The organism is Micromonospora sp. BS32 (assembly GCF_059089345.1).
Window position 1 is genome coordinate 1 of the sequence record NZ_JBSSHR010000023.1, and the last position, 25,277, is coordinate 25,277.

General features: G+C 73.5%; 28 protein-coding genes and 1 tRNA gene. 25 read left to right on the forward strand and 4 right to left on the reverse strand.

The annotated features are described in order from the left end of the window. Window positions 1–279: 279 nt before the first annotated feature. The 10 genes from fdh (at window position 280) to AC5RWQ_RS25875 (ending at window position 11,840) form a co-directional block, all read left to right on the forward strand. On the forward strand, window positions 280–3,582 hold the full coding sequence (fdh, locus tag AC5RWQ_RS25830) for a formate dehydrogenase (protein ID WP_494285240.1): 3,303 nt from the start codon (window positions 280–282) through the stop codon (window positions 3,580–3,582). Further along, on the forward strand, window positions 3,575–4,672 hold the full coding sequence (locus AC5RWQ_RS25835; protein WP_494285241.1) for a 4Fe-4S dicluster domain-containing protein: 1,098 nt from the start codon (window positions 3,575–3,577) through the stop codon (window positions 4,670–4,672). The genes fdh and AC5RWQ_RS25835 overlap by 8 nt, the downstream gene beginning before the upstream one ends. Window positions 4,673–4,893: 221 nt before the next feature. Beyond that, a complete protein-coding gene (gene nrfD / locus AC5RWQ_RS25840) occupies window positions 4,894–6,039 on the forward strand; it encodes an NrfD/PsrC family molybdoenzyme membrane anchor subunit (RefSeq protein ID WP_494285325.1) in 1,146 nt (381 codons plus the stop codon). A 45-nt stretch (window positions 6,040–6,084) separates the two neighbouring features. Beyond that, window positions 6,085–6,180: transfer RNA gene (locus tag AC5RWQ_RS25845), tRNA-Sec, on the forward strand. 24 nt (window positions 6,181–6,204) lie between these two features. After that, window positions 6,205–7,503, forward strand: coding sequence for an L-seryl-tRNA(Sec) selenium transferase (gene selA, locus AC5RWQ_RS25850; protein WP_494285242.1), 1,299 nt, complete (start codon window positions 6,205–6,207; stop codon window positions 7,501–7,503). 1 nt (window position 7,504) lies between these two features. After that, window positions 7,505–9,268, forward strand: coding sequence for a selenocysteine-specific translation elongation factor (selB, locus tag AC5RWQ_RS25855; protein ID WP_494285243.1), 1,764 nt, complete (start codon window positions 7,505–7,507; stop codon window positions 9,266–9,268). Between the two features lie 42 nt (window positions 9,269–9,310). After that, window positions 9,311–10,018 carry a hypothetical protein gene (locus tag AC5RWQ_RS25860; RefSeq protein WP_494285244.1) on the forward strand — a complete coding sequence of 236 codons (708 nt, stop codon included), beginning with the start codon at window positions 9,311–9,313 and terminating at the stop codon, window positions 10,016–10,018. A 36-nt stretch (window positions 10,019–10,054) separates the two neighbouring features. Next, window positions 10,055–10,252 carry a hypothetical protein gene (locus AC5RWQ_RS25865; protein ID WP_109944258.1) on the forward strand — a complete coding sequence of 66 codons (198 nt, stop codon included), beginning with the start codon at window positions 10,055–10,057 and terminating at the stop codon, window positions 10,250–10,252. A gap of 57 nt (window positions 10,253–10,309) precedes the next feature. Then, entirely contained in the window at window positions 10,310–11,578 is a 1,269-nt protein-coding gene (locus AC5RWQ_RS25870) for a hemolysin family protein (protein WP_494285245.1), read from the forward strand. 88 nt (window positions 11,579–11,666) lie between these two features. Further along, the gene (locus AC5RWQ_RS25875; protein WP_494285246.1) at window positions 11,667–11,840 is read left to right on the forward strand and encodes a hypothetical protein; all 174 of its coding nucleotides are present in this window, start codon (window positions 11,667–11,669) and stop codon (window positions 11,838–11,840) included. A 3-nt stretch (window positions 11,841–11,843) separates the two neighbouring features. Here the strand turns inward: AC5RWQ_RS25875 and AC5RWQ_RS25880 are convergent, their stop codons facing one another. Continuing rightward, window positions 11,844–12,503 carry a hypothetical protein gene (locus AC5RWQ_RS25880; RefSeq protein WP_494285247.1) on the reverse strand — a complete coding sequence of 220 codons (660 nt, stop codon included), beginning with the start codon at window positions 12,501–12,503 and terminating at the stop codon, window positions 11,844–11,846. Between the two features lie 126 nt (window positions 12,504–12,629). Here AC5RWQ_RS25880 and AC5RWQ_RS25885 point away from each other — a divergent pair, with 126 nt between their 5' ends. After that, complete coding sequence (locus tag AC5RWQ_RS25885) at window positions 12,630–12,833, forward strand: hypothetical protein (protein WP_494285248.1); 204 nt, start codon at window positions 12,630–12,632, stop codon at window positions 12,831–12,833. Here the strand turns inward: AC5RWQ_RS25885 and AC5RWQ_RS25890 are convergent. The 3 genes from AC5RWQ_RS25890 to AC5RWQ_RS25900 form a co-directional block, all read right to left on the reverse strand. After that, window positions 12,830–13,306, reverse strand: coding sequence for a hypothetical protein (locus tag AC5RWQ_RS25890; protein ID WP_494285249.1), 477 nt, complete (start codon window positions 13,304–13,306; stop codon window positions 12,830–12,832). The genes AC5RWQ_RS25885 and AC5RWQ_RS25890 overlap by 4 nt on opposite strands. After that, complete coding sequence (locus AC5RWQ_RS25895; protein WP_334491361.1) at window positions 13,303–13,512, reverse strand: phosphatidylethanolamine-binding protein; 210 nt, start codon at window positions 13,510–13,512, stop codon at window positions 13,303–13,305. Before AC5RWQ_RS25895 ends, AC5RWQ_RS25890 begins: the two co-directional genes overlap by 4 nt. A gap of 76 nt (window positions 13,513–13,588) precedes the next feature. After that, window positions 13,589–14,470, reverse strand: a complete 882-nt coding sequence (locus AC5RWQ_RS25900) for a universal stress protein (RefSeq protein ID WP_494285250.1) — start codon at window positions 14,468–14,470, stop codon at window positions 13,589–13,591. A 114-nt stretch (window positions 14,471–14,584) separates the two neighbouring features. Between AC5RWQ_RS25900 and AC5RWQ_RS25905 the strand changes: the two genes are divergently transcribed. The 14 genes from AC5RWQ_RS25905 (at window position 14,585) to AC5RWQ_RS25970 (ending at window position 25,275) form a co-directional block, all read left to right on the forward strand. Beyond that, on the forward strand, window positions 14,585–15,070 hold the full coding sequence (locus tag AC5RWQ_RS25905; protein WP_494285251.1) for an SAM-dependent methyltransferase: 486 nt from the start codon (window positions 14,585–14,587) through the stop codon (window positions 15,068–15,070). Next, window positions 15,009–15,329, forward strand: a complete 321-nt coding sequence (locus AC5RWQ_RS25910) for a class I SAM-dependent methyltransferase (protein WP_494285252.1) — start codon at window positions 15,009–15,011, stop codon at window positions 15,327–15,329. The genes AC5RWQ_RS25905 and AC5RWQ_RS25910 overlap by 62 nt, the downstream gene beginning before the upstream one ends. 75 nt (window positions 15,330–15,404) lie before the next feature. Next, complete coding sequence (locus tag AC5RWQ_RS25915; protein ID WP_494285253.1) at window positions 15,405–16,580, forward strand: PP2C family protein-serine/threonine phosphatase; 1,176 nt, start codon at window positions 15,405–15,407, stop codon at window positions 16,578–16,580. A gap of 59 nt (window positions 16,581–16,639) precedes the next feature. Continuing rightward, window positions 16,640–17,110, forward strand: coding sequence for a MarR family transcriptional regulator (locus tag AC5RWQ_RS25920; protein WP_494285254.1), 471 nt, complete (start codon window positions 16,640–16,642; stop codon window positions 17,108–17,110). A 309-nt stretch (window positions 17,111–17,419) separates the two neighbouring features. Then, a complete protein-coding gene (clsA, locus tag AC5RWQ_RS25925; RefSeq protein WP_334491356.1) occupies window positions 17,420–18,049 on the forward strand; it encodes a cardiolipin synthase ClsA in 630 nt (209 codons plus the stop codon). Then, the gene (locus AC5RWQ_RS25930) at window positions 18,046–18,996 is read left to right on the forward strand and encodes a DUF881 domain-containing protein (protein WP_494285255.1); all 951 of its coding nucleotides are present in this window, start codon (window positions 18,046–18,048) and stop codon (window positions 18,994–18,996) included. Before clsA ends, AC5RWQ_RS25930 begins: the two co-directional genes overlap by 4 nt. Continuing rightward, window positions 18,993–19,325 carry a small basic family protein gene (locus tag AC5RWQ_RS25935; protein WP_494285256.1) on the forward strand — a complete coding sequence of 111 codons (333 nt, stop codon included), beginning with the start codon at window positions 18,993–18,995 and terminating at the stop codon, window positions 19,323–19,325. The genes AC5RWQ_RS25930 and AC5RWQ_RS25935 overlap by 4 nt, the downstream gene beginning before the upstream one ends. A 10-nt stretch (window positions 19,326–19,335) precedes the next feature. Then, the gene (locus tag AC5RWQ_RS25940) at window positions 19,336–20,364 is read left to right on the forward strand and encodes a DUF881 domain-containing protein (RefSeq protein WP_494285257.1); all 1,029 of its coding nucleotides are present in this window, start codon (window positions 19,336–19,338) and stop codon (window positions 20,362–20,364) included. A 56-nt stretch (window positions 20,365–20,420) separates the two neighbouring features. After that, window positions 20,421–20,801: a glycine cleavage system protein GcvH gene (gcvH, locus tag AC5RWQ_RS25945; protein WP_494285258.1), complete on the forward strand. Its 381-nt coding sequence runs from the start codon at window positions 20,421–20,423 to the stop codon at window positions 20,799–20,801. Between the two features lie 218 nt (window positions 20,802–21,019). Then, window positions 21,020–21,472 carry an oxoglutarate dehydrogenase inhibitor Odhl gene (odhI, locus tag AC5RWQ_RS25950; RefSeq protein WP_494285259.1) on the forward strand — a complete coding sequence of 151 codons (453 nt, stop codon included), beginning with the start codon at window positions 21,020–21,022 and terminating at the stop codon, window positions 21,470–21,472. A gap of 50 nt (window positions 21,473–21,522) precedes the next feature. Next, window positions 21,523–22,221 carry a transcriptional regulator FtsR gene (gene ftsR / locus AC5RWQ_RS25955; RefSeq protein ID WP_494285260.1) on the forward strand — a complete coding sequence of 233 codons (699 nt, stop codon included), beginning with the start codon at window positions 21,523–21,525 and terminating at the stop codon, window positions 22,219–22,221. A gap of 179 nt (window positions 22,222–22,400) precedes the next feature. Further along, window positions 22,401–22,865, forward strand: a complete 465-nt coding sequence (locus AC5RWQ_RS25960) for a bifunctional nuclease family protein (RefSeq protein WP_088979125.1) — start codon at window positions 22,401–22,403, stop codon at window positions 22,863–22,865. Between the two features lie 197 nt (window positions 22,866–23,062). Then, window positions 23,063–23,653, forward strand: a complete 591-nt coding sequence (locus AC5RWQ_RS25965) for a MerR family transcriptional regulator (RefSeq protein ID WP_494285261.1) — start codon at window positions 23,063–23,065, stop codon at window positions 23,651–23,653. Between the two features lie 449 nt (window positions 23,654–24,102). Then, complete coding sequence (locus AC5RWQ_RS25970; protein ID WP_494285262.1) at window positions 24,103–25,275, forward strand: nitric oxide synthase oxygenase; 1,173 nt, start codon at window positions 24,103–24,105, stop codon at window positions 25,273–25,275. The last annotated feature ends 2 nt before the right edge of the window (window positions 25,276–25,277 follow it).

Here is a 25,277-nt window from a genome sequence, read left to right on the forward strand (position 1 = left end):
TAGCGTGTTGTGACGGGTGTCGGTGTGTTCAGTGTCCCCGGGCCTCACCTAAATTGCCTTCGCGGAATACCGTTCGGCTGGAGCCGCGTCGTGCCACTCGCCGAGAGGCGACCTGCACACCGACACCCACAGCGCCGCCCCCGACCCGCCAGGGCCGGGGGCGGCGCTGCTCTGCGGCCCGCGGGAAAAAGATCGCCGACTCGAGTCGCGCCGCCCGACACCCTGTCCTATGTTCAGGAGGTCAGCTTCCCGCGGCGTGGTGGAGGAGGTGCGGTCCGCGTGGGTCTGCGTACCTTCATCGAGGGTTGGCCGGTCTACCGGCAGCTCACCGGCACCGACCCGCTGGGTCGGGGCGCCGCGGCGCAGTCCGGGCGCTCGGCGGAACTCACCGCCCGCACCGAGACCGCGGACAGCATGGCCCGCTCGGTCTGCCCCTACTGCGCGGTCGGCTGCGGCCAGCGGGTCTTCGTCAAGGACGGTCGGGTCACCCAGATCGAAGGCGACCCGGACAGCCCGATCTCCCGCGGCCGGCTCTGCCCGAAGGGCTCGGCCAGCAAGAGCCTGGTGACGAGCCCGCTGCGGCAGACCAAGGTCCGCTACCGCCGGCCGTACGCGACCGACTGGGAGCACCTGGAGCTCGACGTCGCGCTCGACATGATCGCCGACCGGATCCTCGCCGCCCGCGAGGAGACCTGGGAGGACGTCGACGACGAGGGCCGGCCGCTCAACCGCACGCTGGGCATCTCCAGCCTGGGCGGGGCGACGCTGGACAACGAGGAGAACTACCTCATCAAGAAGCTGTTCACGGCGATGGGGGCACTCCAGATCGAGAACCAGGCCCGTATTTGACACTCCGCCACCGTCCCCGGTCTGGGGGCCAGCTTCGGTCGCGGTGGTGCGACGGACTTCCAGCAGGACGTCGCCAACGCTGACGTCATCGTCATCCAGGGTTCGAACATGGCCGAGGCCCACCCGGTGGGCTTCCAGTGGGTGATGGAGGCCAAGCGCCGCGGCGCCAAGGTCTTCCACATCGACCCCCGGTTCACCCGGACCAGCGCCGTGGCCGACACGTACCTGCCGATCCGGGCCGGCACCGACATCGCGCTGCTCGGCGGCGTCGTCAACTACATCCTGGCGAACGAGCTCGACTTCCGGGAGTACGTGCTGGCGTACACGAACGCCGCGACGATCGTCAGCGAGCGCTTCTCCGACACCGAGGACGGCGACGGCCTCTTCTCCGGCTTCGACCCGGAGACCGGCAGCTACGTACAGGACAGCTGGCAGTACGAGGGCCACGAGGACTCCTCCGGCAGCGGGCACACCGACAAGGAGCGGGACAGCGCGGCCGGGCTGCGGCACGAGTCGCACGGCGCGCAGGTCGGCGGGGAGACCCTGCGCGACGAGACGTTGCAGCACCCGCGCTGCGTCTACCAGATCCTGAAGCGGCACTTCGCCCGTTACACCCCTGAGATGGTGGAGCGGGTCTGCGGCATCCCGCAGGAGAAGTTCCTGGAGCTGGCCCGCGCCTGGACGGAGAACTCCGGCCGGGAGCGCACCGGCTGCCTGATCTACTCGGTGGGCTGGACCCAGCACAGCGTCGGGGTGCAGTACATCCGTACCGGCGCGATCATCCAGCTGCTGCTGGGCAACCTGGGCCGTCCCGGCGGCGGGGTGCTCGCCCTGCGCGGGCACGCCAGCATCCAGGGCTCCACCGACATCCCGACGCTGTTCAACCTGCTGCCCGGCTACCTGCCGATGCCGCACCACGCCGACCACCCGACCTTCGGCGAGTGGGTGGACAGCATCCGCCACCCCGGCCAGAAGGGCTTCTGGGGCGACGCGCGGTCCTTCGCCGCGAGCCTGCTCAAGGCGTACTGGGGGGACGCGGCGACGCCGGAGAACGACTTCTGTTACGGCTACCTGCCCCGGATGACCGGCGACCACGGCACCTACCAGCAGGTGCTCAACATGATCGACGGGAAGATCAAGGGCTACTTCCTGCTCGGCCAGAACCCGGCGGTCGGTTCGGCGCACGGCCGCGCCCAGCGGCTCGGCATGGCCAACCTCGACTGGCTGGTCGTCCGCGACCTGTTCGAGATCGAGAGCGCCACGTTCTGGAAGAACGCCCCGGAGGTGGCCACCGGCGAGATCGTGCCGGAGGAGTGCCGCACCGAGGTGTTCTTCCTGCCCGCCGCCTCGCACGTGGAAAAGGAGGGCACCTTCACCCAGACGCAGCGGCTGCTGCAGTGGCGGGAGAAGGCCCTCGACCCGCCGAACGACGCCCGTTCCGAGCTGTGGTTCTTCTACCACCTCGGGCGCAAGCTGCGGGAGAAGCTGGCCGACTCGGACAAGCCCCGGGACCGGGCGCTGCTCGACCTGGCATGGGACTATCCCACGCACGGTCCGAAGGCCGAGCCGAGCGCCGAGGCGGTGCTCAAGGAGATCAACGGGTACGACGTGGCCACCGGCCGCCCGCTGTCCGCGTTCACCGAAGCACGCGACGACGGCTCCACCGCCGTCGGCTGCTGGATCTACAGCGGGGTGTACGCCGACGGCGTCAACCAGGCGGCCCGGCGCAAGTCCCGGCACGAGCAGGACTGGGTGGCCGCCGAGTGGGGCTGGGCCTGGCCGGCGAACCGCCGCACCCTCTACAACCGCGCCTCCGCCGACCCGGAGGGCCGGCCGTGGAGCGAGCGGAAGAAGTACGTGTGGTGGGACGAGGAGAAGGGCGAATGGACCGGCCACGACGTGCCGGACTTCGAGAAGACCAAGCCGCCGACGTACCGGCCGCCGCACGGCGCGTCCGGCCCCGAGGGGATCGCCGGTGACGACGCGTTCATCATGCAGGCCGACGGCAAGGGCTGGCTCTACGCGCCGAGCGGGGTGCTCGACGGCCCGCTGCCGACGCACTACGAGCCGGCCGAGTCGCCGATGCGCAACCCGCTCTACGGGCAGCAGGCCAACCCGATGCGCAAGGTCTACGCGCACCCGGTGAACTCGGTGAACCCGAGCCCGCCGCAGGAGCACGGTCAGGTCTACCCGTACGTGTTCACGGTCAGCCGGCTCACCGAGCACCACACCGCCGGCGGGATGAGCCGGACGGTACGCCCGCTGGCCGAGCTTCAGCCGGAGATGTTCGTCGAGGTGTCACCGGAGCTGGCCGCCGAGGCGGGGCTGACCCACCTGGGCTGGGCGCACCTGGTCAGCGGACGGGCGGCGATCGAGGCGAAGGTGCTGGTCACCGACCGGCTCACCCCGCTGCGGGTGGACGGCCGGGTGATCCACCAGGTCTGGCTGCCGTACCACTTCGGGTTCGAGGGTGTGGTCACCGGCGACTCGGCGAACGACCTGTTCGGCATCACCCTGGACCCGAACGTGCTGATCCAGGAGAGCAAGGTCGGCACCTGCGACGTCCGTCCCGGCCGCCGGCCGACGGGCCCGGCGCTGCGCGAACTCGTCGACGACTACCGACGGCGGGCCGGGATCGTGTCGGGCGAGGTCCCGCCGATGGTGACCACCGAGGTCCGGCATCCGGCCGGGTCCAGCGACGACGGGCCGAGGGAGAACGGCGACGATGCCTGACGCCAACAGCCTCTACGGCCCACTCGACCCCGCCCCGGACGCCGGCTGGGTCGAGGCCGGGCCGCGGATGGGCTTCTTCACCGACACCAGCGTCTGCATCGGGTGCAAGGCGTGTGAGGTGGCCTGCAAGGAGTGGAACGGGGTCCCGGACTCCGGCTTCGACCTGCTCGGCATGTCGTACGACAACACCGGGGCACTGACCGCGAACTCCTGGCGACACGTGGCCTTCATCGAGCAGCCGGTCCCGGCCGGTCACCGCACCCCGCCGTTCGCCGGTAACCCGACGGGCGGTTCGGTGAGCGCCTCGTCGGCGGCCGTGGCGGCCGGTACGGGCAACCCGACCGGCACCGATCCGGGAGTGCCCCCGGGTTCGCCGTCGGCCGCCGCGCTGATGGCCGGGGGCGGGCTCGCCGACGTCCTCGGGGCCCCGACGAACGGCGCCGCCCCGACGAACGGCGCCCAGTTCCTGGGCATGCCCGGCGCGCAGCCGCCCGGGCGCGGCACCGGCGTCGAGGAGCGCACCGACTTCCGCTGGCTGATGATGTCGGACGTCTGCAAGCACTGCACCCACGCCGCCTGCCTGGACGTCTGCCCGACCGGGTCGCTGTTCCGCACCGAGTTCGGCACGGTGGTGGTGCAGGAGGACATCTGCAACGGCTGCGGCTACTGCATCTCGGCCTGCCCATACGGGGTGATCGACCAGCGCAAGGGCGACGGCCGGGCCTGGAAGTGCACGCTCTGCTACGACCGGCTCGGCGCCGGCATGACGCCGGCCTGCGCGCAGGCCTGCCCGACCGAGTCGATCCAGTTCGGCCCGCTCGACGAGCTGCGGGAGCGGGCCGCGCAGCGGGTCACTGCCTTGCACGAGCGGGGCGTGCCGGAGGCCCGGCTCTACGGCAACGACCCGACCGACGGGGTCGGCGGCGACGGCGCGTTCTTCCTGCTGCTCGACGAGCCGGAGGTGTACGGCCTGCCACCGGACCCGGTGGTCACCACCCGTGACCTGCCGAAGATGTGGAAGCGGGCCGGGCTGGCGGCTGTGGCCATGGCGGCGGCGGCCGTCGCCGCGTTCGTCGGAGGTTCATCGTGAGTCCGGACCGCGCCCCGGTCGGTGCCCTGTTCCGCCGCTTCCGCGAACGGCTGGAGACGGAGGGCCCCGGACGCCTCGGTGGGCCGGGCCACCGCAGCCAGGGCGGCCACGGCCCGAAGGTCGGCGTCGGTGCCAAGGGCGCCGGTGCCCCGCCGGGCGGGCCGGCCGGCGAGCCCTCGGCCGCACCGGGCGACGACCAGCGTCGGGTCGGTGCCGGCGCCATGACGTCCGCTGCCGCGCCGTCGCCGGAGCAGGCCGCGGCCGACGCACCCGGTGCCGGCCGCCCCGGTGACCGCGGCGCGGGCGCGGCGCGCACCGACTCCGGCGCCGCCGAGGTGCGGCTCGCCCCGCACCCGCCCCGGGACGTCGACCCGGTGGACCGACGGGGGCGTCGCAAACGCGGTGGCCGCGGCGGCGAGGAGCTGCGCGTCCCGGAGGCCGAGTTCACCTCCTACTACGGCCGGCCCATCCTCAAGGCGCCGGTGTGGAAGTGGGACATCGCCGCGTACCTGTTCACCGGCGGGCTGGCCGCCGGGTCGTCGCTGCTGGCCGCCGGCGGGCAGCTCACCGGCCGGCCCGCGCTGCGCCGTGCCGGCCGGGTGACCGCACTCGGCGCGGTCACCGCCAGCGCGTACTTCCTGATCAACGACCTGGGCAAGCCCTCGCGCTTCCACCACATGCTGCGGGTGGCCAAGCCGACCTCGCCGATGTCGGTGGGCACCTGGATCCTCAGCGCCTTCGGCCCCGCCGCCGGCATCGCCGCGGTCGCCGAGGGGGCCCACTGGCTGCCCGAGCGGGGCGTGCTCGGGCTGGCCCGCCGGGTGCTGCCGCCGGTGGGGCAGGCGGCCGGCCTGGCCGCCGCGGTCACCGCGCCGGCCCTGGCCACGTACACCGGGGTGCTGCTCGCCGGGACGGCGGTGCCGTCCTGGCACGAGGCGTACCCGGAACTGCCGACGATCTTCGCGGGCAGCGCGCTGGCCAGCGGCGCCGGCGTGGGTCTGATCGCCGCGCCCTGCGCGCAGGCCGGCCCGGCGCGCCGGTTCGCGGTGGCCGGTGCGGCGCTGGAACTGTTCGGCTCGCACTCGGTCGAGACCCGGCTGGGTCTGCTCAGCGAGCCCTACCGCACCGGCACCGCCGGGCGGCTGCTGCGCGCCGGGCGGGCGCTGACCGCCGCCGGCGTGGTCGGGGCGCTGATCGGCCGGCGAAGCCGGACGCTCTCCGCGCTCTCCGGCGGTGCACTGCTCGCCGCGTCCCTGGCCACCCGGTTCGGAATCTTCCACGGTGGCGTCGCCTCCGCGAAGGACCCGAGGTACACGGTGGTGCCGCAGCGGGAGCGGATCCGCCGCCGGGAGGCCGGCGAGGCCTGACACCTCGCCGCGCGGCCCCCGGTCGGCTGTGGTTGACTCCTGGACGGAGGCGTTCAGGCGGCTGGTGCCCCTCCCGGTCTTCAAAACCGGTGTGGTCCGGGACCCGGGCCAGGCGGGTTCGATTCCCGTCCGTCTCCGCCAAAGCTGTCCCGGGAGATGACGCGCATGGGCGACGGGTCGGTCGACCCGCGGCGGCGGGTGCCGCGCACCGACACGCTGCTCGCCGACCCGCGGCTCGCCGCCGCCGTCGGCACCCTCGGCCGGGACCGGGTAAAGGCCGCGATCGGCCAAGCCCAGCAGCGGGCCCGGCGCGGTGAGATCACCCCCGACGAGGTACCCGACGACGCCCTCGCCGCGCTGCCGGCGCCGACGCCCCGCGCGGTGCTCAACGCCACCGGCGTCGTGCTGCACACCAACCTCGGCCGGGCCCCGCTCTCGCCGGCCGCCGTCGCCGCGGTGGTCGCCGCCGCCGGGCACACCGACGTGGAACTGGACCTGCGCACCGGCCGGCGGGCCCGGCGCGGGCGCGACGCGCTCGCCGCGCTCGCCGCCGCCGTCCCCGACGCGGGCGCCGTGCACGTGGTCAACAACGGTGCTGCCGCGCTGGTCCTCGCCGCCACCGTCCTCGCCGCCGACGCCGAGATCGTGGTCAGCCGCGGCGAGCTGGTCGAGATCGGCGACGGGTTCCGCCTGCCCGACCTGCTGGAGAGCACCGGCGCCCGACTGCGCGAGGTGGGCACCACCAACCGCACCAGCCTGGACGACTACGCCCGGGCCGTCGGCCCCCGGACCGGCTTCGTACTCAAGGTGCACCCCTCCAACTTCGTCGTCACCGGCTTCACCTCCGCCGTCGGCGTTCGCGAGCTGGCCACCCTCGGCGTGCCGGTGGTCGCCGACATCGGCTCCGGGCTGCTGGCGCCCGACCCGCTGCTGCCCGACGAGCCGGACGCGGCGAGCACCCTGCGCGCCGGCGCCACCCTGGTCACCGCCAGCGGCGACAAGTTGCTCGGCGGGCCGCAGGCGGGGCTGCTGCTCGGCGACGCGGCCCTGGTCGAGCGGCTGCGCCGGCATCCCCTGGCCCGGGCGCTGCGGGTCGACAAGCTCACCCTCGCCGCGCTTGCCGCCACCCTGCACACACCGGACACCCCGACCCGGGCGGCGCTGCACGCCGACCCCGCCCGGTTGCGGGCCCGGGCCGAGAGTCTGCGCGACGCCCTCGGTGCCGACGGCTGCAAGGCCGAGGTGGTGCCCAGCGCCGCCGTGGTCGGTGGCGGCGGTGCCCCGGGGGTGGAGCTGGATTCGTGGGCGCTGAGCCTGCCCGGCGCGTACGCCGAGCCGCTGCGCCTCGGCGAACCGCCGGTGCTCGGCCGGGTGGTGCGGGGCCGGCTGCTGCTGGACCTGCGCTGCGTACCGGCCGCCGCCGATCCGGTGCTGCGCGACGCCGTGCTGCGGGCGGTCGGCTGAGATGTACGTCGTCGCCACCGCCGGGCACGTCGACCACGGCAAGTCCACGCTGGTCCGGGCGCTGACCGGGATGGAACCCGACCGGTGGGCCGAGGAACGCCGCCGGGGCATGACCATCGACCTCGGCTTCGCCTGGACGGCGCTGCCCGCCGGCGGCACGGTGGCCTTCGTCGACGTGCCGGGGCACGAACGGTTCGTGCCGAACATGCTCGCCGGTGTCGGCCCGGTCCCCGCCGCGCTGATCGTGGTCGCCGCCGACGAGGGCTGGATGCCGCAGTCCACCGAACACCTGGCCGCCCTGCACGCGCTCGGGGTGTCGTACGGCCTGCTGGTGGTGACCCGCGCGGACCTGGCCGACCCGGGCCCGGCCCTCGCCGACGCCCGGCAGCGGATCGCCGCGACGTCGTTGGGCGCGGTGGAGGCGGTGGCGGTCAGCGCGGTCACCGGCGCCGGCCTGCCCGAGGTGCGTGCCGCCCTGGACCGGCTGGTCGCCCGGCTGCCCGCGCCGGACCTCGCCGTGCCGGTACGGCTCTGGGTGGACCGCTCGTTCACCATCCGGGGCAGCGGCACCGTCGTCACCGGCACCCTCGGCGCCGGCCGGCTGCGCGTCGGCGACGAGCTGGAGCTGGCCGGCACCGGCGAGCCGGTCCGGGTGCGGGGCCTGCACTCGCTCAACGCCGCCCACGACCGGGTGGACGCGGTGGCCCGGGTCGCGGTGAACCTGCGCGGAATCGCCCGGGACCGGCTGGGGCGCGGCGACGCGCTGCTCACCCCCGGCCGGTTCCACCACACCGACCTGCTGGACGTGCGACTGGCCGGCGACCCGGCGGCCGACCTGCCGGCCACTCTCACCCTGCACGTGGGCTCGGCCGCGGTGCCCGCCCGGGTCCGGCCGCTGGGCGTGGACACCGTACGGCTGCGGCTGGACCGACCGTTGCCGCTGCTCATCGGCGACCGGGCGCTGCTGCGCGACCCGGGTCGGCACCACGTCGCCGGCGGGGTGACCGTGCTCGACGTGGACCCGCCGCTCCTGCGCCGGCGCGGGGCCGCCGCCGCCCGGGCGGCCGTCCTGGCCGACCTGGACGGGCGGCCGGACCTGGCGGGGGAGCTGCGCCGCCGGGCGCTGGCGCGGGCCGGCACGCTGACCCGGATGGGTGTCGCCGCCACCGTCGCCCCGGTGGCCGGGGACTGGCTCGCCGACCCCGAGCACTGGCGGCGGCTCGGCGCCCGGCTGGTCGAGGAGACCACCCGGTGCGCCCGCGCGCACCCGCTGGAGCCCGGCGTGCCGGTGGAGGTCCTCCGGCAGCGTCTCGACCTGCCCGACCGGGCCCTCGTCGAGGCGCTGGTCCGCCCGCCGCTGACGCTACGGGCCGGCCGGGTCACCGCCACCGCCGCCGACGCCCTGCCGGAGCCGGTGGCCCGGGCCGTGCAGCGGGTCCGCGCCGAGTACGCCGACCACCCGTTCCGCGCCCCCGAGGCCGACCGGCTGGTCACCCTCGGCCTGGGTCCCCGGGAGATCGGCGCGGCCGTCCGCGCCGGCGCGCTGCTGCGGCTGGCGGAGAACGTCGTGCTGCTGCCCGGCGCCGTCGACGACGCGGTCCGGGTGCTGGCCCGGCTGCCCCAGCCGTTCACGCTCAGCGCCGCCCGGCAGGCCCTGGACACCACCCGCCGGGTGGCGGTGCCCCTGCTGGAGCTGCTGGACCGGCGGGGCGCCACCCGCCGGCTGCCCGACGACGCCCGCGAGGTGGTCGGCCGGCCGGCGTGACGCCGCCCCCACCCCCTTGCCGGCGGGTGGCATGGTGAGCCGATGAACGATCTTCCGGAGGTCCGGACCGCGCCCGTCGGTGAGGACCGGCTGGGCCGGGTGCTGCGCTGGGTGATCCTCGGCGGCTGGGTGCTCTGGGCGGCGCTGGCCTGGTGGTCCACCCCGCGTCAGGTGGACCTGGGGCAGCTCGACCGGGATCTCGCCGCCGACCGGGTGGTGACCTGGCAGCGCGCCGACGGGTGGGGCGACGGGACCTGGGAGTTCCGGGGCCGGCATCCCGAGCCCGCGTCGGCGGAGCACGGCCGGATGTTCGTCTGGACGGTGCCGACGGGCCAGACCCGCTACGTCGACGCGATCGTCGACGCCGACGCCGTGCCGGCGGACCGGTACGCCGAGCGGCTCGCCGCCACCGCGCTTCCGTGGCGTGCCGAGCGGGTGCTCGCGCACCGGGTGGCCGACGCCGCCGGCCTGCTCGGCGTGCTGACCGGACTGCTCTGGCTGACGATGCTCGTCGCCGGCCCGCCGCCGCGCCGGGGCACCCGCTGGTACTGGTTCTGGCTCGGCCTGCTGCCGTACGGGGTGGGCATGCTGGCGTGGCTGTACCAGGAGAAGTGGCGGCCGCCGGCCGACCGGGCGAACCGGCACACCGGCTGGCTCGGGGTCGCCTGGGGGATCGCTTTCGGCCTCGTGATCGGGGCGGCCGTCGTCGGCGCCCGGTACCTGCTCGGCGGGAGCGTCGTGCCCGGATGAGCACGGCGGCGGCACCCCGTCGCCTACCGTGACGCCATGGACCCTTCGGCGGTCTGGCGGGACAAGAACCACCGCTGGCGGATCGAGGCGTACCGGGCGCCGGATCTGCGCTTCGCCATCTTCGCCACGAACGGCACCACCGAGTCCGCGCCGCTGTGGCTGTTCGGCATGGCGGCGCTGGCCCGCTGGCTGATGACCCACGCCATCTCCCTGGACGACCTGGAAAACGACTGAGCGCGCCCGCGGCGGCCGGTGCTGCGGTTGAGTGGTCGGCAGGGGAGAGGGGGTCAGGTGGGCGCTCAGCTCGTCCTGGTGGGCGTCCTGGTGCTGGTCAACGCCGTGCTCTCCGGCAGCGAGATGGCCATGGTCACGCTGCGCGAGGGGCAGCTGCGCCGGCTGGGGCGGCGCGGCCGGGCCGGGGCCCGGGTGGCCCGGCTGGCCCGGGAACCCAACCGGTACCTGGCGACCATCCAGCTCGGCATCACCCTGGCCGGCTTCCTCGCCTCGGCCGCGGCCGCCGTGTCGCTGGCCGAGCCGCTGATCGCGCCGCTGGGGTTCCTCGGCGGGGCGGCCCGACCGGTCGCCGTCGTCCTGGTCACCGTGGTGCTGACCTTCGTCACCCTGGTCGTCGGGGAACTCGCCCCGAAACGGCTGGCCATGCAGTGGGCGGAGCGCTGGGCGCTGCTCAGCGCCGCCCCGCTGGACGTGGCCGCCCGGCTGTCCCGCCCGGCGGTGTGGCTGTTGAGCCGCAGCACCGACCTGCTGGTGCGGGTGGCGGGCGGGGACCCGCGGGCCAAGGGCGAGGAGGTGACCGAGGAGGAGCTGCGCGAGCTGCTGGTCAGCCAGCGCGGACTGTCGGCGCAGCAGCGGGAGATCCTCTCCGGCGCCTTCGACATCGCCGGCCGGACGTTGCGGGAGATCCTGGTCGCCCGGCGCGACGTGATGATGCTGCCGGCCACCATCACCGCCCCGGAGGCGATGCGCCGGCTGGCCGCGGCCAGCCGCTCCCGCGCGCCGGTGACCGGCCCCGGCGGGCTGGACGACGTGCGAGGCGTGGTGCACATCCGGGACCTGGTGGACGGCGAGGGGACCACCGTCGGCGAGCGGGCCCGGGAGGCGTTGCTGCTGCCCGGAACCCTTCCGGTGGCCGACGCCATCCGGCAGCTGCGCCAGTGCCACGAGCAGCTCGCCCTGGTCGTCGACGAGTACGGCGGCATCGACGGCCTGATCACCATGGAGGACCTGCTCGAGGAGGTGGTCGGCGAGCTGTACGACGAGACCGACCGGGACGTGACCGGGGTGGTCCGGGAGGCCGACGGGGCGCTGCTGCTGCCCGGGGACTTTCCGCTGCACGACCTGCCCGACGTGGGCGTACGGGTCACCTTCCCGCTGACCCGGGACTTCACCACGGTGGCCGGGCTGGTGCTGGCGGGGCTGGGCCGGCTGCCCACCGGGCCGGGGGACAGCGTGCGGTTGCCCGGGCTGACCGTCGAGGTGGTGACGGTGGCCGACCGGGCGGTACGCCGGGTCCGGCTGCGCGGCCCGGCCGTCGGCGGGTGAGCCGTACCCCGGTCGGGGGATTCCGGTGCGGATCGTCCGTTCCGCGGCGACCCGGCACCGTAGCGTGCGGGACGTGAAGGATCGGGGGATGCGGACGTTCCTGGCGGTGCTCGCCGGACTCGCGGTGATCTACTTCGGGGTGACCGGGCACAGCTCCACCGAGGAGGGCGGCGGGATCTCCGGCGGGGTGCTGTTGCTGGCGGTGCTCGCCGCGCTGGGCGTGTGGTACCTGACCAGGCCGAGGGACAAGCCGGCCAAGTGAGCGTCAGCGGGCCGCCGCGGAGGCGGTCCGGTTGACCTCACCGGCGGACTCCTCGCCGAGGGCCACCCGGACCAGCGCCGAGGCCAACCGCCCGAAGTCCGCCTCGCCGACCAGCCCGGCCAGACCGCGCGGGTTCGCCGGTAGGCCGAGTCGCTTCGCCCCGGCCAGGGCCCGCTTGTCGGCGTACGGGCGCACGTCGGGCCACACCGTTTGTGCCTCGCGCAGGAAGATGTCCGCCCCGGTCGGGCCGATGCCGGGAAACGCGGTCAGCAGCCGGCGCAGCGCGGTGGGCTCCCCGCCGGCCTCCCGGTGCAGCCGCCGCAGGTCGCCGTGCCAGCGGTCCAGGCAGAGCCGGGCCCCGGTGCCGAGCATCGTCGCGGTCCGCTCGTCGTATCGGCGGTAGTGGCCCCGGCCGAGCGCGTCGACCCGCTCCTGCCAGCCCGCAGCCTCCATCGCCTGTGGCGTGCGCCAGCCGGCGGCGAAGAGTTCCCGCGCGGCGGCCAGCGCCACCCCCGCCCGGATCCTGGTGCTCAGCAGCGTCGTGAGCACCAGCAACTGATACAGCGGACCCGGCCGGTCCGTCAGTCGGATGCCCGCCTCCTCGGCGTAGGTGCGGCCCTGCCGGTCCAGCAGGACCCGGGCCACCCGTCGTTCGTCCCCCATCGTCGAGGTGTACCCGCCGCAGCGCGGATCAGCCTGGTCGGCGGTGGTCGAATGCGCGGCACCCGCGCGGGTAACCCGGGATCGGGACGGCGCACGCCGGGCCCGGAAGACCGGGAGGAGACAGTCGTGGTTCAGCCGCAGCAGGAGGAGTTCCGTCGCAACGACAAGGGCGCCACGAGTCAGGACAGCAAGGGGCCCCGGCCGAGCGCCCATCCGGCCAACAGCAGCCACTCGACCGGCGACCAGGGCAGGCCCGTCCCGAAGGGACAGGCCTCCCCGTACGGGCCGGGCGGCAACACCGCCGACGACGAGAGCACCGACCGGGGCTAACGCCCCCGTCCGCAGGACGGCCGCAGCCGGTTCCAGGTGGCTGCGGCCGTCATGCCGTACGCCAGGTGCGGGACGATGTCGGCCAGCCAGTCGGTTCGCCGCCACGTGCGCGGGTCGGAGACCCCGAGCACCGTGAACGACCCGTCGGACATGGCCATCACCCCGCCGCCCAGCAGCACACTGGCCATCGGCAGGGCGAGCCGACGCTGGGCAGCCAGCACGCCGAACCCGGCGCCGGCGGCCACCCCCAGGGCGTAGCCGAGCAGGGGGCCGAGGCCCGAGCGGCGGTTGGCCGCCCGGTCCTCGGGCCCCAGGTCCACGTGGGCCACCCCGGCCAGCCGTCGCGCGCTCTCCTCCGGGGTGCTGCTCGCCGGCCGGGCCCGGATCACCATGTCCAGGTAGCTGACCACGTTCAGCGCGACGCTGCCGACCGCACCGGCGATCGCCCCGTCGACCACGGCCGGCGCCCTCACTTCGGGTCGCCGGGTTCGCGCTCACCCTTGGGGCCGTACGTCCGTTCGCCCCGGACTATGCCCCGCTGTCCGCGATCCTCCTGGAGGATCCGGTTGGCGACCTGGTTGGCCTCCTGGTCGGCCGCCCGCCCCGACTGCTCGACCAGATCGCGCAGTCGGGCCCGTTCCTTGTCGTACGCGTTGCTTCCCGGCCGTGGTCCTGGCATCGCCGCCTCCTCGGTCGTGTCACCGCGTGTGCGTTCCCGCGCCGTCTACCCGTCTGCGCGCCGGCCAACCGCCCGCTCAATCGGGGGCGCGGACCACGGCGACCGGGCAGGCGCTGCGGTGCACCACCGCGTGACTGACCGAGCCGAGCAGCAGGCCGGCCAGCTCCCCGTGCCCGCGACCGCCGACCACCACCAGCCGGGCCCGCCGGGACGCGGCGGTGAGCGCGGCGACCGGCCGTTCCCGGACCGCCTCGCGGTCGATCCGTACGTCCGGGTACCGCTCGGCCGTTCCGGCGAGGGATTCCACGAGGAGCCGCTGCTCGTCGGCGCGGAGCTGCGACTCGTCGTGCACCAGCGGCTGCATGTCGCCGGGGCCGGTGGAGACGGGGTGCGTGTAGGCGTGCAGCGCCGTGAGCGCGGCGCCGTGCAGGCTGGCCTGTTCCGCGGCGAACTCCACCGCCGCGTCGGAGGCCGCCGAGCCGTCCACGCCGACCACCACGGGACCACCGGCGTGTTCCTCGCCGCGGGCCACCAGCACCGGGCATTCGGCGTACGTGGCGACCTGGATGGCGACCGAGCCGACCACCAGGGCGGTGAATCCGCCCAGCCCCCGGTCGCCGAGGACGATCAGCGCGGCGGTGGGGGATTCACCGAGCAGCACCGCGGACGCCTCGCCGTCGATGATCTCGCCGCTCACCCGCAGCCCGGGGGCGTGGCGCTGGGCCGCTGCCACCGCCTCGTCGACCAGCTGCTCCGCCTGGTGGCGCAGTCCGCCGCCGGGTGGCGCGCCGGCGATCGGCTCGACGGGCACCCGCAGCAGCGGCCAGATGAACCCGTGCACCACCCGCAACGGGCGGTGGCGTACGGCCGCCTCGGCCGCGGCGAGCCGGACGGCCCGCAGCGCCGGCTCGGAGCCGTCCACGCCCACCACCACGGCCGCGCCGTTCGCCGAGTTCACCTCATCGCACCTCCTGGCCGCCAGTATCGCGGGCCGGGCACTGTCGTCGGGCCGATACCGCCAGCGCGGTCCTGTCGCTGCGCTGTCGGCCAACCACGACAGGGAGGTTTGTCGATGGCCGAGCCGACGGCGCCGAGCACCGCCCGCATGATCGACTTCTGGCTGGGTGGCACCCACCACCTTCCGGTGGACGTGGCCGGGGCGCGGGCCTTCGAGGAGGCGTACGGGCCGTGTGCGGCGATCTTCCGAGAGCTGCGGGCGTTCCTCGGCCGTGCCGTCGGCGCGATCGCCGACGCCGGTGTCGACGGGTTCCTGGTCCTCGGCGCCGGGCTGCCCACCCGGGGCAACGTGCACGAGGTGGCCACCGACGCCACGGTGCTCTACACCGACGTCGACCCGGTCACCGTCGCGCTGGGCCAGCTGATCCTGGCCGGCGACGATCGCGCCGGCTACGGCTACGGACGCCACCGATCTGGGCACCGTCGATCCGGCCCAACTGCACCGGTTCGTACTGGGGTGGGGGAGGCGCCCGGTCGGGGTGGTCTTCCTCGGGCTGGCCGCGTTCCTCGACGACGAGACCCTGGCCCGTACCCTCGATGAGCTGTACGACGCGGTCGCGCCGGGCAGCTTCCTGGCCTTCGACTTCGACGGTGAGGAACTGGCCGGCCACCCGCGGGCGCTGGCCATGATGGGGCCGCAGTTCCGAATGCGCGCGCCGGCGTCGTTCCCGGCACTGCTGGGCCGGTGGCGGCCGACGGAAGACGGCGTGCTGCCGGTGTCCCGATGGCGTCCGCACGGCGAGCCCGCCGTGGTGCCGGACGCCTTTTACGGTGGACTGGCCACCAGGCCGGCCGACTGACCACCGGTGCGCCGCCCGGCAGGGGCCTCCGTATGATTCTTGCCCTACAGCAAGAATCCCCTCGGAAGGACCAGCATGCCGGAGGCGCCCGCAGTGGTGGCCCGTGCCTTGCACGACGCCCCGCCGGACCAGCTCGTCGAGGCCGTCGACCGGGCCGTCCGGTCGACCCTCGCCGCGTCCCGGGTGGACGTCTTCCTCGCCGATTACCGGATCAGCGGCCTCTGGCCGGTGCTCCACCCGGAGCTGCCCGACGCGGGCTTCCTCTCCTGCCCCGGCGTCGTCCAGCGCTGCTTCAGCAGCCAGCAGCCGGTGCTGGACAGCCGGGAGGACGGCGTCTGCCGGATCTGGGTGCCCCTGACGAGCTGGGGTGAGCGGATGGGGGTGTTGCTCGTCGAGCTGCCCCGGCACCCGGACGACGCCACCGTGGGCTGGGTGGAGGAGATCGCGGGGGTGCTGGCCACCGCGCTGCGCGCCGCGGACCGGGAGACCGACCGGTACCGCCGCGCCCGGCGCCGGGAGCGACTGAGCATGGCCGCCGAGATGCAGTGGGACCTGCTGCCCGGCCGCAGCGTCACCCACAACGCGTTCCTGCTCGCCGGGCAGCTGGAACCGGCGTACACGGTGGGCGGGGACCACTTCGACTGGTCGGTGGACGGCGACCGGCTGACCCTGACCGTGCTCAACGGCACCGGCACCGGCCTGGCGGCGTCAATGCTCACCGCGCTGACCGTGAACGCGATGCGCAACGCCCGCCGCTCCGGCGGTGGCCTGGTGGAGCAGGCGGAGCTGGCCTCGGACACCATCTTCTACCAGCACCGTGGCGAGCGGCACGTGGCCACGCTGCTGCTCGCGGTGGACACCGTCACCGGCCGGGTCCGCGCGGTCGACGCCGGCTCTCCGCACGTCCTGCGACTGCGCGGTGGCACGGTCACCGAGATGCCGCTGGAGCAACAGCTGCCGCTCGGCATGTTCGCCGAGACCCGGTACACCGTCCAGGAGTTCGACCTGGAGCCGGGGGACCGGCTCTTCGTGGTCAGCGACGGCGTCTACGCCGCGGAGCCGGGTGGTCAGGAGGCCTACGGCGTACGGGCGATGGCCCGGTCGATGCGGTCCACGCGGCTGCAGCCGGCGGCCGAGGCGGTTGGTACGGTGATGCGCGAGCTGTTCGCCTATCATGCCGACACCGATCTGCGCGACGACGCCGTCGTCGTGTGCCTGGACTGGCACGGGGTCAGCGGTCGGGACGGTTAGTGCGGATGGTCACCGGGTCGGAAGCGGCACAAGAGCGGGACAATCGCAGAGGACAGCTGGTGGAGCGACCTCCGGATCTTGCCGCGGCGATTGACGCTGCGGCTGAGGCCCTCATCGGCGTGCTCGATTCCGCCAGCCCCCGACATCATGTGACGGTCCCGCCGACCCAGCTGCGGGTGCTCGCGCTGATCAGGGACCGGCCGGAGACGAACGTCAACCGGCTGGCCGAGCTGCTGGACGTGGTCCCGTCCTCCGCCAGCCGCCTCTGTGACCGGCTGGAAGCGACCGGCCTGCTCCGGCGGGTGGCCGATCCCCGCGACCGGCGGGAGGTCCGCCTGGTCCTCACGGCTGCGGCGGAGAGCCTGCTGGGGGAGCTGAGGGACCGGCGGCACCGCGCTGTCCAGGCGGTGCTGGACCGGATGCCGTCGCGCACCCAGCACGAGCTGCTGCTCGCCTTGCTGGCGTTCGCGCAGGCCGCGGAGGCGGGAACGTCGGCGCCGCGGACGGATGCTCCCGCCCGCACCGCCTGAGAGGCGCCCCGGATAGGACTCCTTAGCCGCTTCCTGCGCTCAACTAGTGTCCTAGGATGCCTTACGGGTAGTGGCGCAGCGCACAGAAGCGAAGAGCCGCCGACGCCGACGCGGGGCTCGGGGGCGCGGACGTGAGCCCGATATAGTGGCTGCGCAACTCACCGGCCCGGGGTCGCCAGCCCGCGGGCCGCATCAGGGGGAGGTCCCGGCCCGGGATCGCCGAGGTGCCGGCGTTCGCCGGCCCGGTAGCACGCACGTACCGCCGTGGTGCCTGACAGGCGCCCGGATCGTGCTGCGGAGGGAGGATCGGTGTCGCGTCGGCCGGCAGAGCACCCACAGGGATCCGCCGACGCCGCACGCGACCGGGTGTGGACCCTGCCGAACGTGATCAGCTTCTTCCGGCTGCTCGGCGTACCCCTGTTCCTCTGGCTCTTCCTGGTGGTGGAGGCCGACGTCGCGGCGGTCGTGGTGCTGGCCATCGGCGGCACCACCGACTGGGTGGACGGCTGGATCGCCCGCCGGCTGGGTCAGGTCAGCCGCCTGGGCGAGCTGCTCGACCCGTTCGCCGACCGGCTCTACATCCTGGCCACGCTGCTCGCCTTCACCGCCCGCGAGGTGGTGCCGTGGCAGTTCACGGCCGCGTTGCTGGCCCGGGAGCTGCTGCTGGTCGGGTCGCTCGCGGTGCTGCGACGCCACGGGTACGGCCCGCCGCCGGTGCACTACGTCGGCAAGACCGCCACGTTCCTGCTGCTCGCGGCGTTCCCGCTCCTGCTGCTCGCCGCCGCCACGCCGGCCGCGGCGACCGCGGCGGGGGCGATCGGCTGGGGGCTGGCGTGGTGGGGTCTGGTGCTCTACTGGGTCGCCGGCGTCATGTACGTGGTGCAGGCCTCCCGGCTGGTCCGCGCGGTGCGCCGGCGCTCCGGGGGAGTGGCGGCATGACCACCGGTCAGGGCGAGGAGAAGCGCGCCGGGCGGGTGTACGCCCCGGACTTCCTCACCGAGCTGTTCCGTAACCCGCTGGACCCGGGCTACGCCGACGCGGCGGCCCGACGGCGGGACGCGCCGGCGCCGGCGGGGTGGCGGGGGAGCTCCGCCCGGGCGGTGGCGGCGGTGGTCCTCGCCGTGGTCGGGTTCCTGTTCGCGGTGGCGTACCAGGAGACGATGGCCGACGAGCCGAGCCGCAGCCAGGCGCGGGCCGGGCTGATCGCGCAGATCAAGCAGCGTGAGAGCGAGACCGACGAGCTGAGCGTCCGGGCCGACCGGCTGCGCGAGGAGGTCGGCCGGCAGCGGGACGCGGCGCTGAGCGGCTCGCGGGCGGCGCGGCTGCGCAACCTGGAGGCGGGGACCGGTCTGGGTCGGGTGCGCGGCGACGGCGTGGTGGTGGAGCTGGCCGACGCGGCGCCGAAGGACGACGACGCGGTGACCGGTGACTCCGACGTGGGGCCGCCGCGGGTGTACTACTCGGATCTGCAGAAGGTGGCCAACGATCTGTGGGCGGCGGGGGCCGAGGCGATCGCGATCAACGGGCAGCGGTTGACGGCGACGTCGACGATCCGCTCGGCGGGTGCCGCGATCCTGGTGGACTTCCGGCCGGTGACCAGCCCGTACAAGGTGACGGCGATCGGCCCGGACACGATGCGCGACGACTTCGAGGAGAGCCGGGCGGCGTACCTGATGCGTCGGGTGGCGGAGAAGACCGGGTTGTCGTTCAAGGTGCGGGAGGCGGAGGACGTCACGCTGCCGGCCGCTCCGGAGCCGCGGCTACGCTACGCGGAGCCTTCGGTCAGTCCGAGCCCGTCGCCGTCGGGGTCGGCCGCCGATACCTCGACCAGTCCCGAACCGTCCGGTTCGGGAGCCTCTCCCCGCCCCTCCGGAGGTGTCCGATGATCGCGGTGCTGGCGCTGCTCGTCGGTGTGGTTCTCGGGATCTATCTCGATCCGACCGTGCCCTCGGCGTTGCAGCCGTACCTGCCGATCGCCGTGGTGGCCGCGCTGGACGCGGTCTTCGGCGGGGTGCGGGCGAAGCTGGACCGGATCTTCGACGACAAGCAGTTCGTGGTGTCGTTCATCTCGAACGTGCTGGTGGCGGGTCTGATCGTGTACCTGGGTGACCAGTTGGGGGTGGGCGGTCAGCTCTCCACCGGTGTGGTGGTCGTGCTCGGGGTGCGGATCTTCGGCAATGTGGCGGCGATCCGTCGTCACCTGTTCCGGGCGTAGGTTTGTGGCGATGAGCGATGAGCATCGGGAAACCGGCACCGGATGGCCGGAGCCGGCAGGGCCGGGCCGGCCGTCGGGGCCGGCGGGTGAGCCGGATCCTCGGCCGGACGCGCCGGACCCGGACGAGTTGAGTCCGTTGGTGCCGCCGGCGGAGCCGGACCCGGACGAGTCGGCGGTGGCCGACGACGGCGGGGAGACGGTGAACCTGGCCCGGGTGGCGGCGGGGCGGCCGGTGAGCGGCGATGACGGCGGCGCGACGGTGAACCTGGCGCAGCCGCCGGTGGAGGAGCGACCGGAGGCGGTGGGGTCGACCCCGGAGCCGGTGGCCGCGCCTGCGCCGGGCCGGCGCCTCAGCTCGGCCGGGGTGATGATCGCGGTGCTGCTGGCGTTGCTGGGCTTCACCCTGGTGGTGCAGTTGAAGACGACGTCGACGGATCCGACGTTGGCGGCGACCCGGCAGGAGGACCTCGTTCGGATCTTCTCGGATCTGGATTCGCGGGAGAAGCGGCTGCAGCAGGACATCGCCGGGCTGGAGGAGAGCCAGCGGCAGCTGCGCTCGGGTGAGCAGGGCCGGCAGGCGGCGCTGGAGGAGGCGACGCGTCGGGCGGACGAACTGGGCATCCTGGCGGGGACGCTGCCGGCGCGGGGTCCGGGGTTGACGGTGCGGTTCGAGCCGGGCGTGAAGGGGATCCGGGCGGACCGGATCCTGGACGCGGTGCAGGAGTTGCGGGGCGCGGGCGCGGAGGCGATGCAGGTTTCCGGTGCTGATCGGGTGACGGTGCGGATCATCGCGTCGACGTACTTCCTGGACGGCAGGAACGGGGCGTTGCAGGTCGACGGGCGGACGTTGACGGGTCCGTTCACGATCACGGTGATCGGTGATCCGGAGACGATGCGTACCGCGTTGAACATTCCCGGCGGGGTGGCCGCAGTGGTGCAGGGTGACGGCGGTAACGTGATCGTCGAGGAGCGTGAGGTTGCCGAGGTTTCGGTGCTGCACGCGCCGATGAAGCTGGAACACGCCCGTCCGGTCTCCTGACCGGCGCGGCCGCGCCGGGTACCGCCCGGCGCACCGATGGATGAAGGACGCGTCTGGTGATTCCTGAGGATCTGCGTTACACCGCCGAGCACGAGTGGGTGGTGGGTGCCGAGGCCGGCGCCGTCCGGGTTGGCATCACCCACTTCGCGCAGGACGCGCTGGGTGACATCGTGTTCGTCCAGCTGCCGGAGGTCGGTGCGGTGGTGGCGGCCGGTGAGCCGTTGGGTGAGATCGAGTCGACCAAGAGCGTGTCGGAGATCTACGCGCCGCTGAGCGGTACGGTGGCGGCGCGCAACGACGCGCTGGGTGACACCCCTGAGGTGATCAACTCGGATCCGTACCGCGCCGGTTGGTTGCTGGAGATCACGCCGGACGACCCGGCGGCGGTGGACGGTCTGTTGACCGCTGACGCGTACCGCGAGCTCACCGAGAGCTGACTTGCCCCGGGCGGGCGTGGGTGATGTTCTGCGCGCGTCCCGGTTGCCCTGCATTTCGGCGCTGGCTAGGCTCGCCCAGTCGACCGAGAAAACAACAGTTGAGCGTTGTGTAATTGCCTTCCCTGGCACGGGGAGCCAGCCGCCGGGTGTGTGACCTGCCCGGCGGCCAGACCCGCCATTACCCCGACGCTGACCGAACAGATCCGTGAGGTGGTCCCATGACGCGCCCAGGCGACGAGTTCCCCCCGCTCGACGTCACTTCGACGCTCAATCTCGGTTCGTTGGACGAAGTGCTGGAGGGCCCGGACACCGATGTGGTGCCGAGCCGCATGTCCGGCTCTCTGCCGCCCGGGATGGCGCTGCTGGTGGTTCGTCGGGGCCCGAACGCGGGTGCCCGGTTCCTGCTGGATCACGATGTGACGACGAGTGGCCGGCATCCGGACAGTGACATTTTCCTCGACGACGTGACGGTGTCGCGGCGGCACGCGGAGTTCCACCGGGACGGTGGCACGTTCACGGTGCGGGACGTGGGCAGCCTGAACGGCACGTACGTGAACCGGGAGCGGGTCGAGGCGGCCACGTTGAGCAATGGCGACGAGGTGCAGATCGGCAAGTTCCGGGTGGTGTTCATCGCCGGTCCGCGCCCGGAGGAGGGGGCCGGCCGGGGGTGAACGAGCCTGCGGCCTCCATGCCATCCGGGGCGGCCCGGTCGCACCCGCTGATGAGTATCGGCGAGGTGCTGGGTCAGTTGCGGGTGGAGTTCCCGGACGTCACCATCTCGAAGTTGCGCTTCCTCGAGGCCGAGGGTCTGGTCGAGCCGCAGCGGACGGCGGCGGGTTACCGGAAGTACAGCTGGGACGATGTGGCCCGGCTGCGGTTCGTGTTGACCGCGCAGCGGGATCAGTATCTGCCGTTGCGGGTGATCCGTGACCAGTTGGCGGAGTGGGACTCCGGCGGTGGGGCGCCGGGGCGGCCGCGGCCGACGTTGGTGGCGGTGGGTCCTGGTGGTGAGGTGCCGGGCCGGTCGGTGGAGGAGCCCGAGTCGTCGCAGGTGCGGCTCGGGCGGGCCGATCTGGTGGCGCGCAGTGGCATCGACGAGTCGACGTTGGGCGAGTTGGAGCGGCTGGGTGTGCTGGTGCCGGATCCGCCGGGTTGGTACGACGCGGACGCGTTGATCATCGCGCGGGCGGTGGCGGGGTTGGCGGCGTACGGCTTGGAGCCGCGGCATCTGCGGGCGTACCGGTCGGCGGCGGATCGTGAGATCGGTCTGTTCGCGCAGTTGGTGGCGCCGTTGGCGCGGCAGAGTGATCCGGCGGCGCGGGCGCGGGCGGCGGAGACGGCGCGGGAGTTGGTGGCGTTGTCGCAGCAGTTGCACGCGGCGTTGGTGCGGGTGGGGTTGCGGTCGACGTTGGGTCGGTGAGCCGGCCGGTGTGGTGTTGTGCGGAAAGATCTGCCCCGGGGAGCGTGCCGTAGGCTTGCCGGGGTAACCCCTTTCTGGCGCGGGGCGTGGTGCTGGTGCGCATGGGACGACCGTGTCGCGGTCCGTGTACCGTGCAGGGAAGGGCGCGGTGCGTAGGTGACGACGACACGGAGGCGGCGGTGCGCGAGCTGAGCGTGGTCGGAGTTCGGGTGGAGCTGCCCAGCAACCAGCCGATCGTCCTGCTCAGGGAGGTCGAGGGGGACCGCTATCTGCCGATCTGGATCGGCGCGGTCGAGGCCACGGCCATCGCTTACGAGCAGCAGGGGGTCAAGCCGGCCCGGCCGTTGACGCATGATCTGTTGCGGGACGTGCTGGCGGCGTTGAAGGCGCCGTTGCGGGCGGTGGAGATCACCGAGTTGAAGGAGAACGTCTTCTACGCGGATCTGCTGCTGGGCGACGGGGTGCGGGTGTCGGCCCGGCCCAGTGATTCCATCGCGTTGGCGTTGCGGGTTGGTGCGCCGATTCGTTGTGCGGAGCAGGTCCTCAGCGAGGCGGGGATCGTGATTCCCGACGAGCAGGAGGACGAGGTGGAGAAGTTCCGCGAGTTCCTGGACCAGGTGCGTCCGGAGGATTTCGCCGGCTGAGTGGCCGATCCTTCTCGGTGGCCGGCGCGGTCACGGTGAGTGACCTTCCGATGGGTGTGGTGGTTCGTCGTGTCGTGGCGCGGCGTGTCGCGCCCCTTTCTCCGCGGTAACTCCTGAGCACGGCGATAGGGTTGCCGTGTCGAGGGGTGCACGTTCCGGAAACGACGTGTCACCGCACTGACGGGGAGGTTGTCGGGATGCACGAGCCGCGGGATCCTGAGCCAGGTGTGGAGCGGGGCGAGCCGGGTGCGGTGCCGCCGCCGGTGGCGACTGACGGTGACGGTTCGGTCGGTTATCGGGGTGTGACGGCCTGCCATGCGGTGGGGATCAGCTACCGGCAGTTGGACTACTGGGCGCGCACGTCGCTGGTGGTGCCGAGTGTGCGGGACGCGTCGGGTTCGGGGACGCAGCGGTTGTACTCGTTCCGGGACCTGGTGGTGCTGAAGGTCGTGAAGCGGTTGCTGGATGCCGGGGTGTCCCTGCAGAACATCCGGAAGGCGATCGAGGCGTTGCGGTCGCGTGGGGTGGAGGATCTGGCGGGGATCACCCTGATCTCGGACGGTACGACGGTGTACGAGTGCCGGTCGCCGGAGGAGGTGGTCGACCTGTTGCAGGGGGGCCAGGGCGTGTTCGGCATCGCGATCGGTGGGGCGTTCAAGGAGATCCAGGGTTCGTTGTCGCATCTGCCGGCGGAGCCGGCGACGGCGGCCGGTCCGGCGCCGGAGCCGGAGTCGGACGTGGTGGGTGACGAGTTGGCGGCGCGGCGGGCGCGGCGTCGCGCGGGTTGACGTTGTCGTTGTCCGGGGCGCCGTGGGCCGTATGGTTCGCGGCGCTTTCGTGTGTGGGACTCGCCTGAGTCATCGGCCTTGATGGTTGCGAGGGGCGGGTGTTCGGGCCCGGGTGCGGGACGCCCGCGGGCATGGTCCATTGTGAACACTCCCACGTGGAGTCAGCTTGTTGACAGTTGTGTTCTTCCCAGGAATCCTGTGCAAGGCGATCACCATGAAGCCGGTTCGTCACTCTCAGTGATGGCCGGTGGTGGTGTCGAGCTGATGCGCGGAGGACGGTGCGAGGGCCGCACCGGAGTCTGCCGGAGGACGGGGAAACGAGCGAAGTGCACATTGATCACCATGTTGGCCTTCCCTCCGTACGGGCCGGCAGCGCCGTCGCCGAGCATTCCGATGTCACCGGTTGTCCGGTCACGGGCGCCCCGGGTCGGCGGGAGCCGCACGCCGCGGTGCCCGTCGTCGGGCCGGTGGACGACATCGCCGACGAGGCCGAGGAGTTCCTCGCGCTGTACCACGACGAGCGGAAGCTGCCCGGGCTGGCGGCGCGGTTGGCGGAGGTCCGCGAGGAGATCGCGCTGACCGGGTCGTACCGGCACACCCGCGACGAGCTGGTCCACGGCGCGAAGGTGGCGTGGCGGCAGTCGGCGCGGTGCGTGGGGCGGATCCGGTGGGCGGGGTTGAAGGTGCGCGACCGCCGGCACGTGGCGACGGTGGCGGGGATCGTGCGGGAGCTGACGGCGCACCTGGCGGCCGGGGACAACGGCGGGCGGATCCAGTCGGTGATGACGGTGTTCGCGCCGGATCGTCCGCGGGTGGGTCCGCGGGCGCGGATCTGGAACGACCAGTTGGTGCGCTACTGCGGGCACCGACTGGACGACGGCGCGGTGCTGGGTGACCCGGCGCAGGTGGGGATGACGGAGGCGGCGAAGCGGTTGGGTTGGCGGCCGCCGCCGGTGCCGGGACGGTTCGACCTGCTGCCGTGGGTCATCGAGACGGCGCACGAGGATCCGACGGTGGTGGACGTGCCGCGGGAGCTGGTGCGGGAGGTGGCGTTGAGCCACCCGAGCTATCCCTGGTTCGCGGATCTGATGCTGCGTTGGCACGCGCTGCCGGTGATCAGCAACATGCGGATGCGCGTCGGTGGGGTGGACTACAGCTGCGCCCCGTTCAACGGTCACTACCTGGGCGACGAGATCGGCACCCGCAACATGGGCGACCGGGAGCGCTACGACCAGTTGCGGGTGGTGGCGGCGGCGTTGGGCCTGGACACCGACCAGGAGGACACGCTGTGGCGGGAGCATGCGGTGCTGGTGATCAACCAGGCGGTGCTGCACTCGTTCAAGGTGGCCGGGGTGCGGGTGTCGGATCCGCACACCGAGTCGGAGCTGTTCATGAAGTTCTGCGCGCAGGAGGAGCGGGCGGGGCGGGCGGTGCACGGGGACTGGTCGTGGCTCAACGGCAGTGTGGGTTGGGCGGCGTTGCACGCGGTGCACCACCGCTACTACGACACCCACGTACCCAACCCGAATCTCTGGCAGACTGACCGCGCCTACGACCCCAGCGGCGCGGTGGAGCTGACTCTGCGGCAGCGTCACGACATCGCCCGCGCGCAGGAGGACTGACG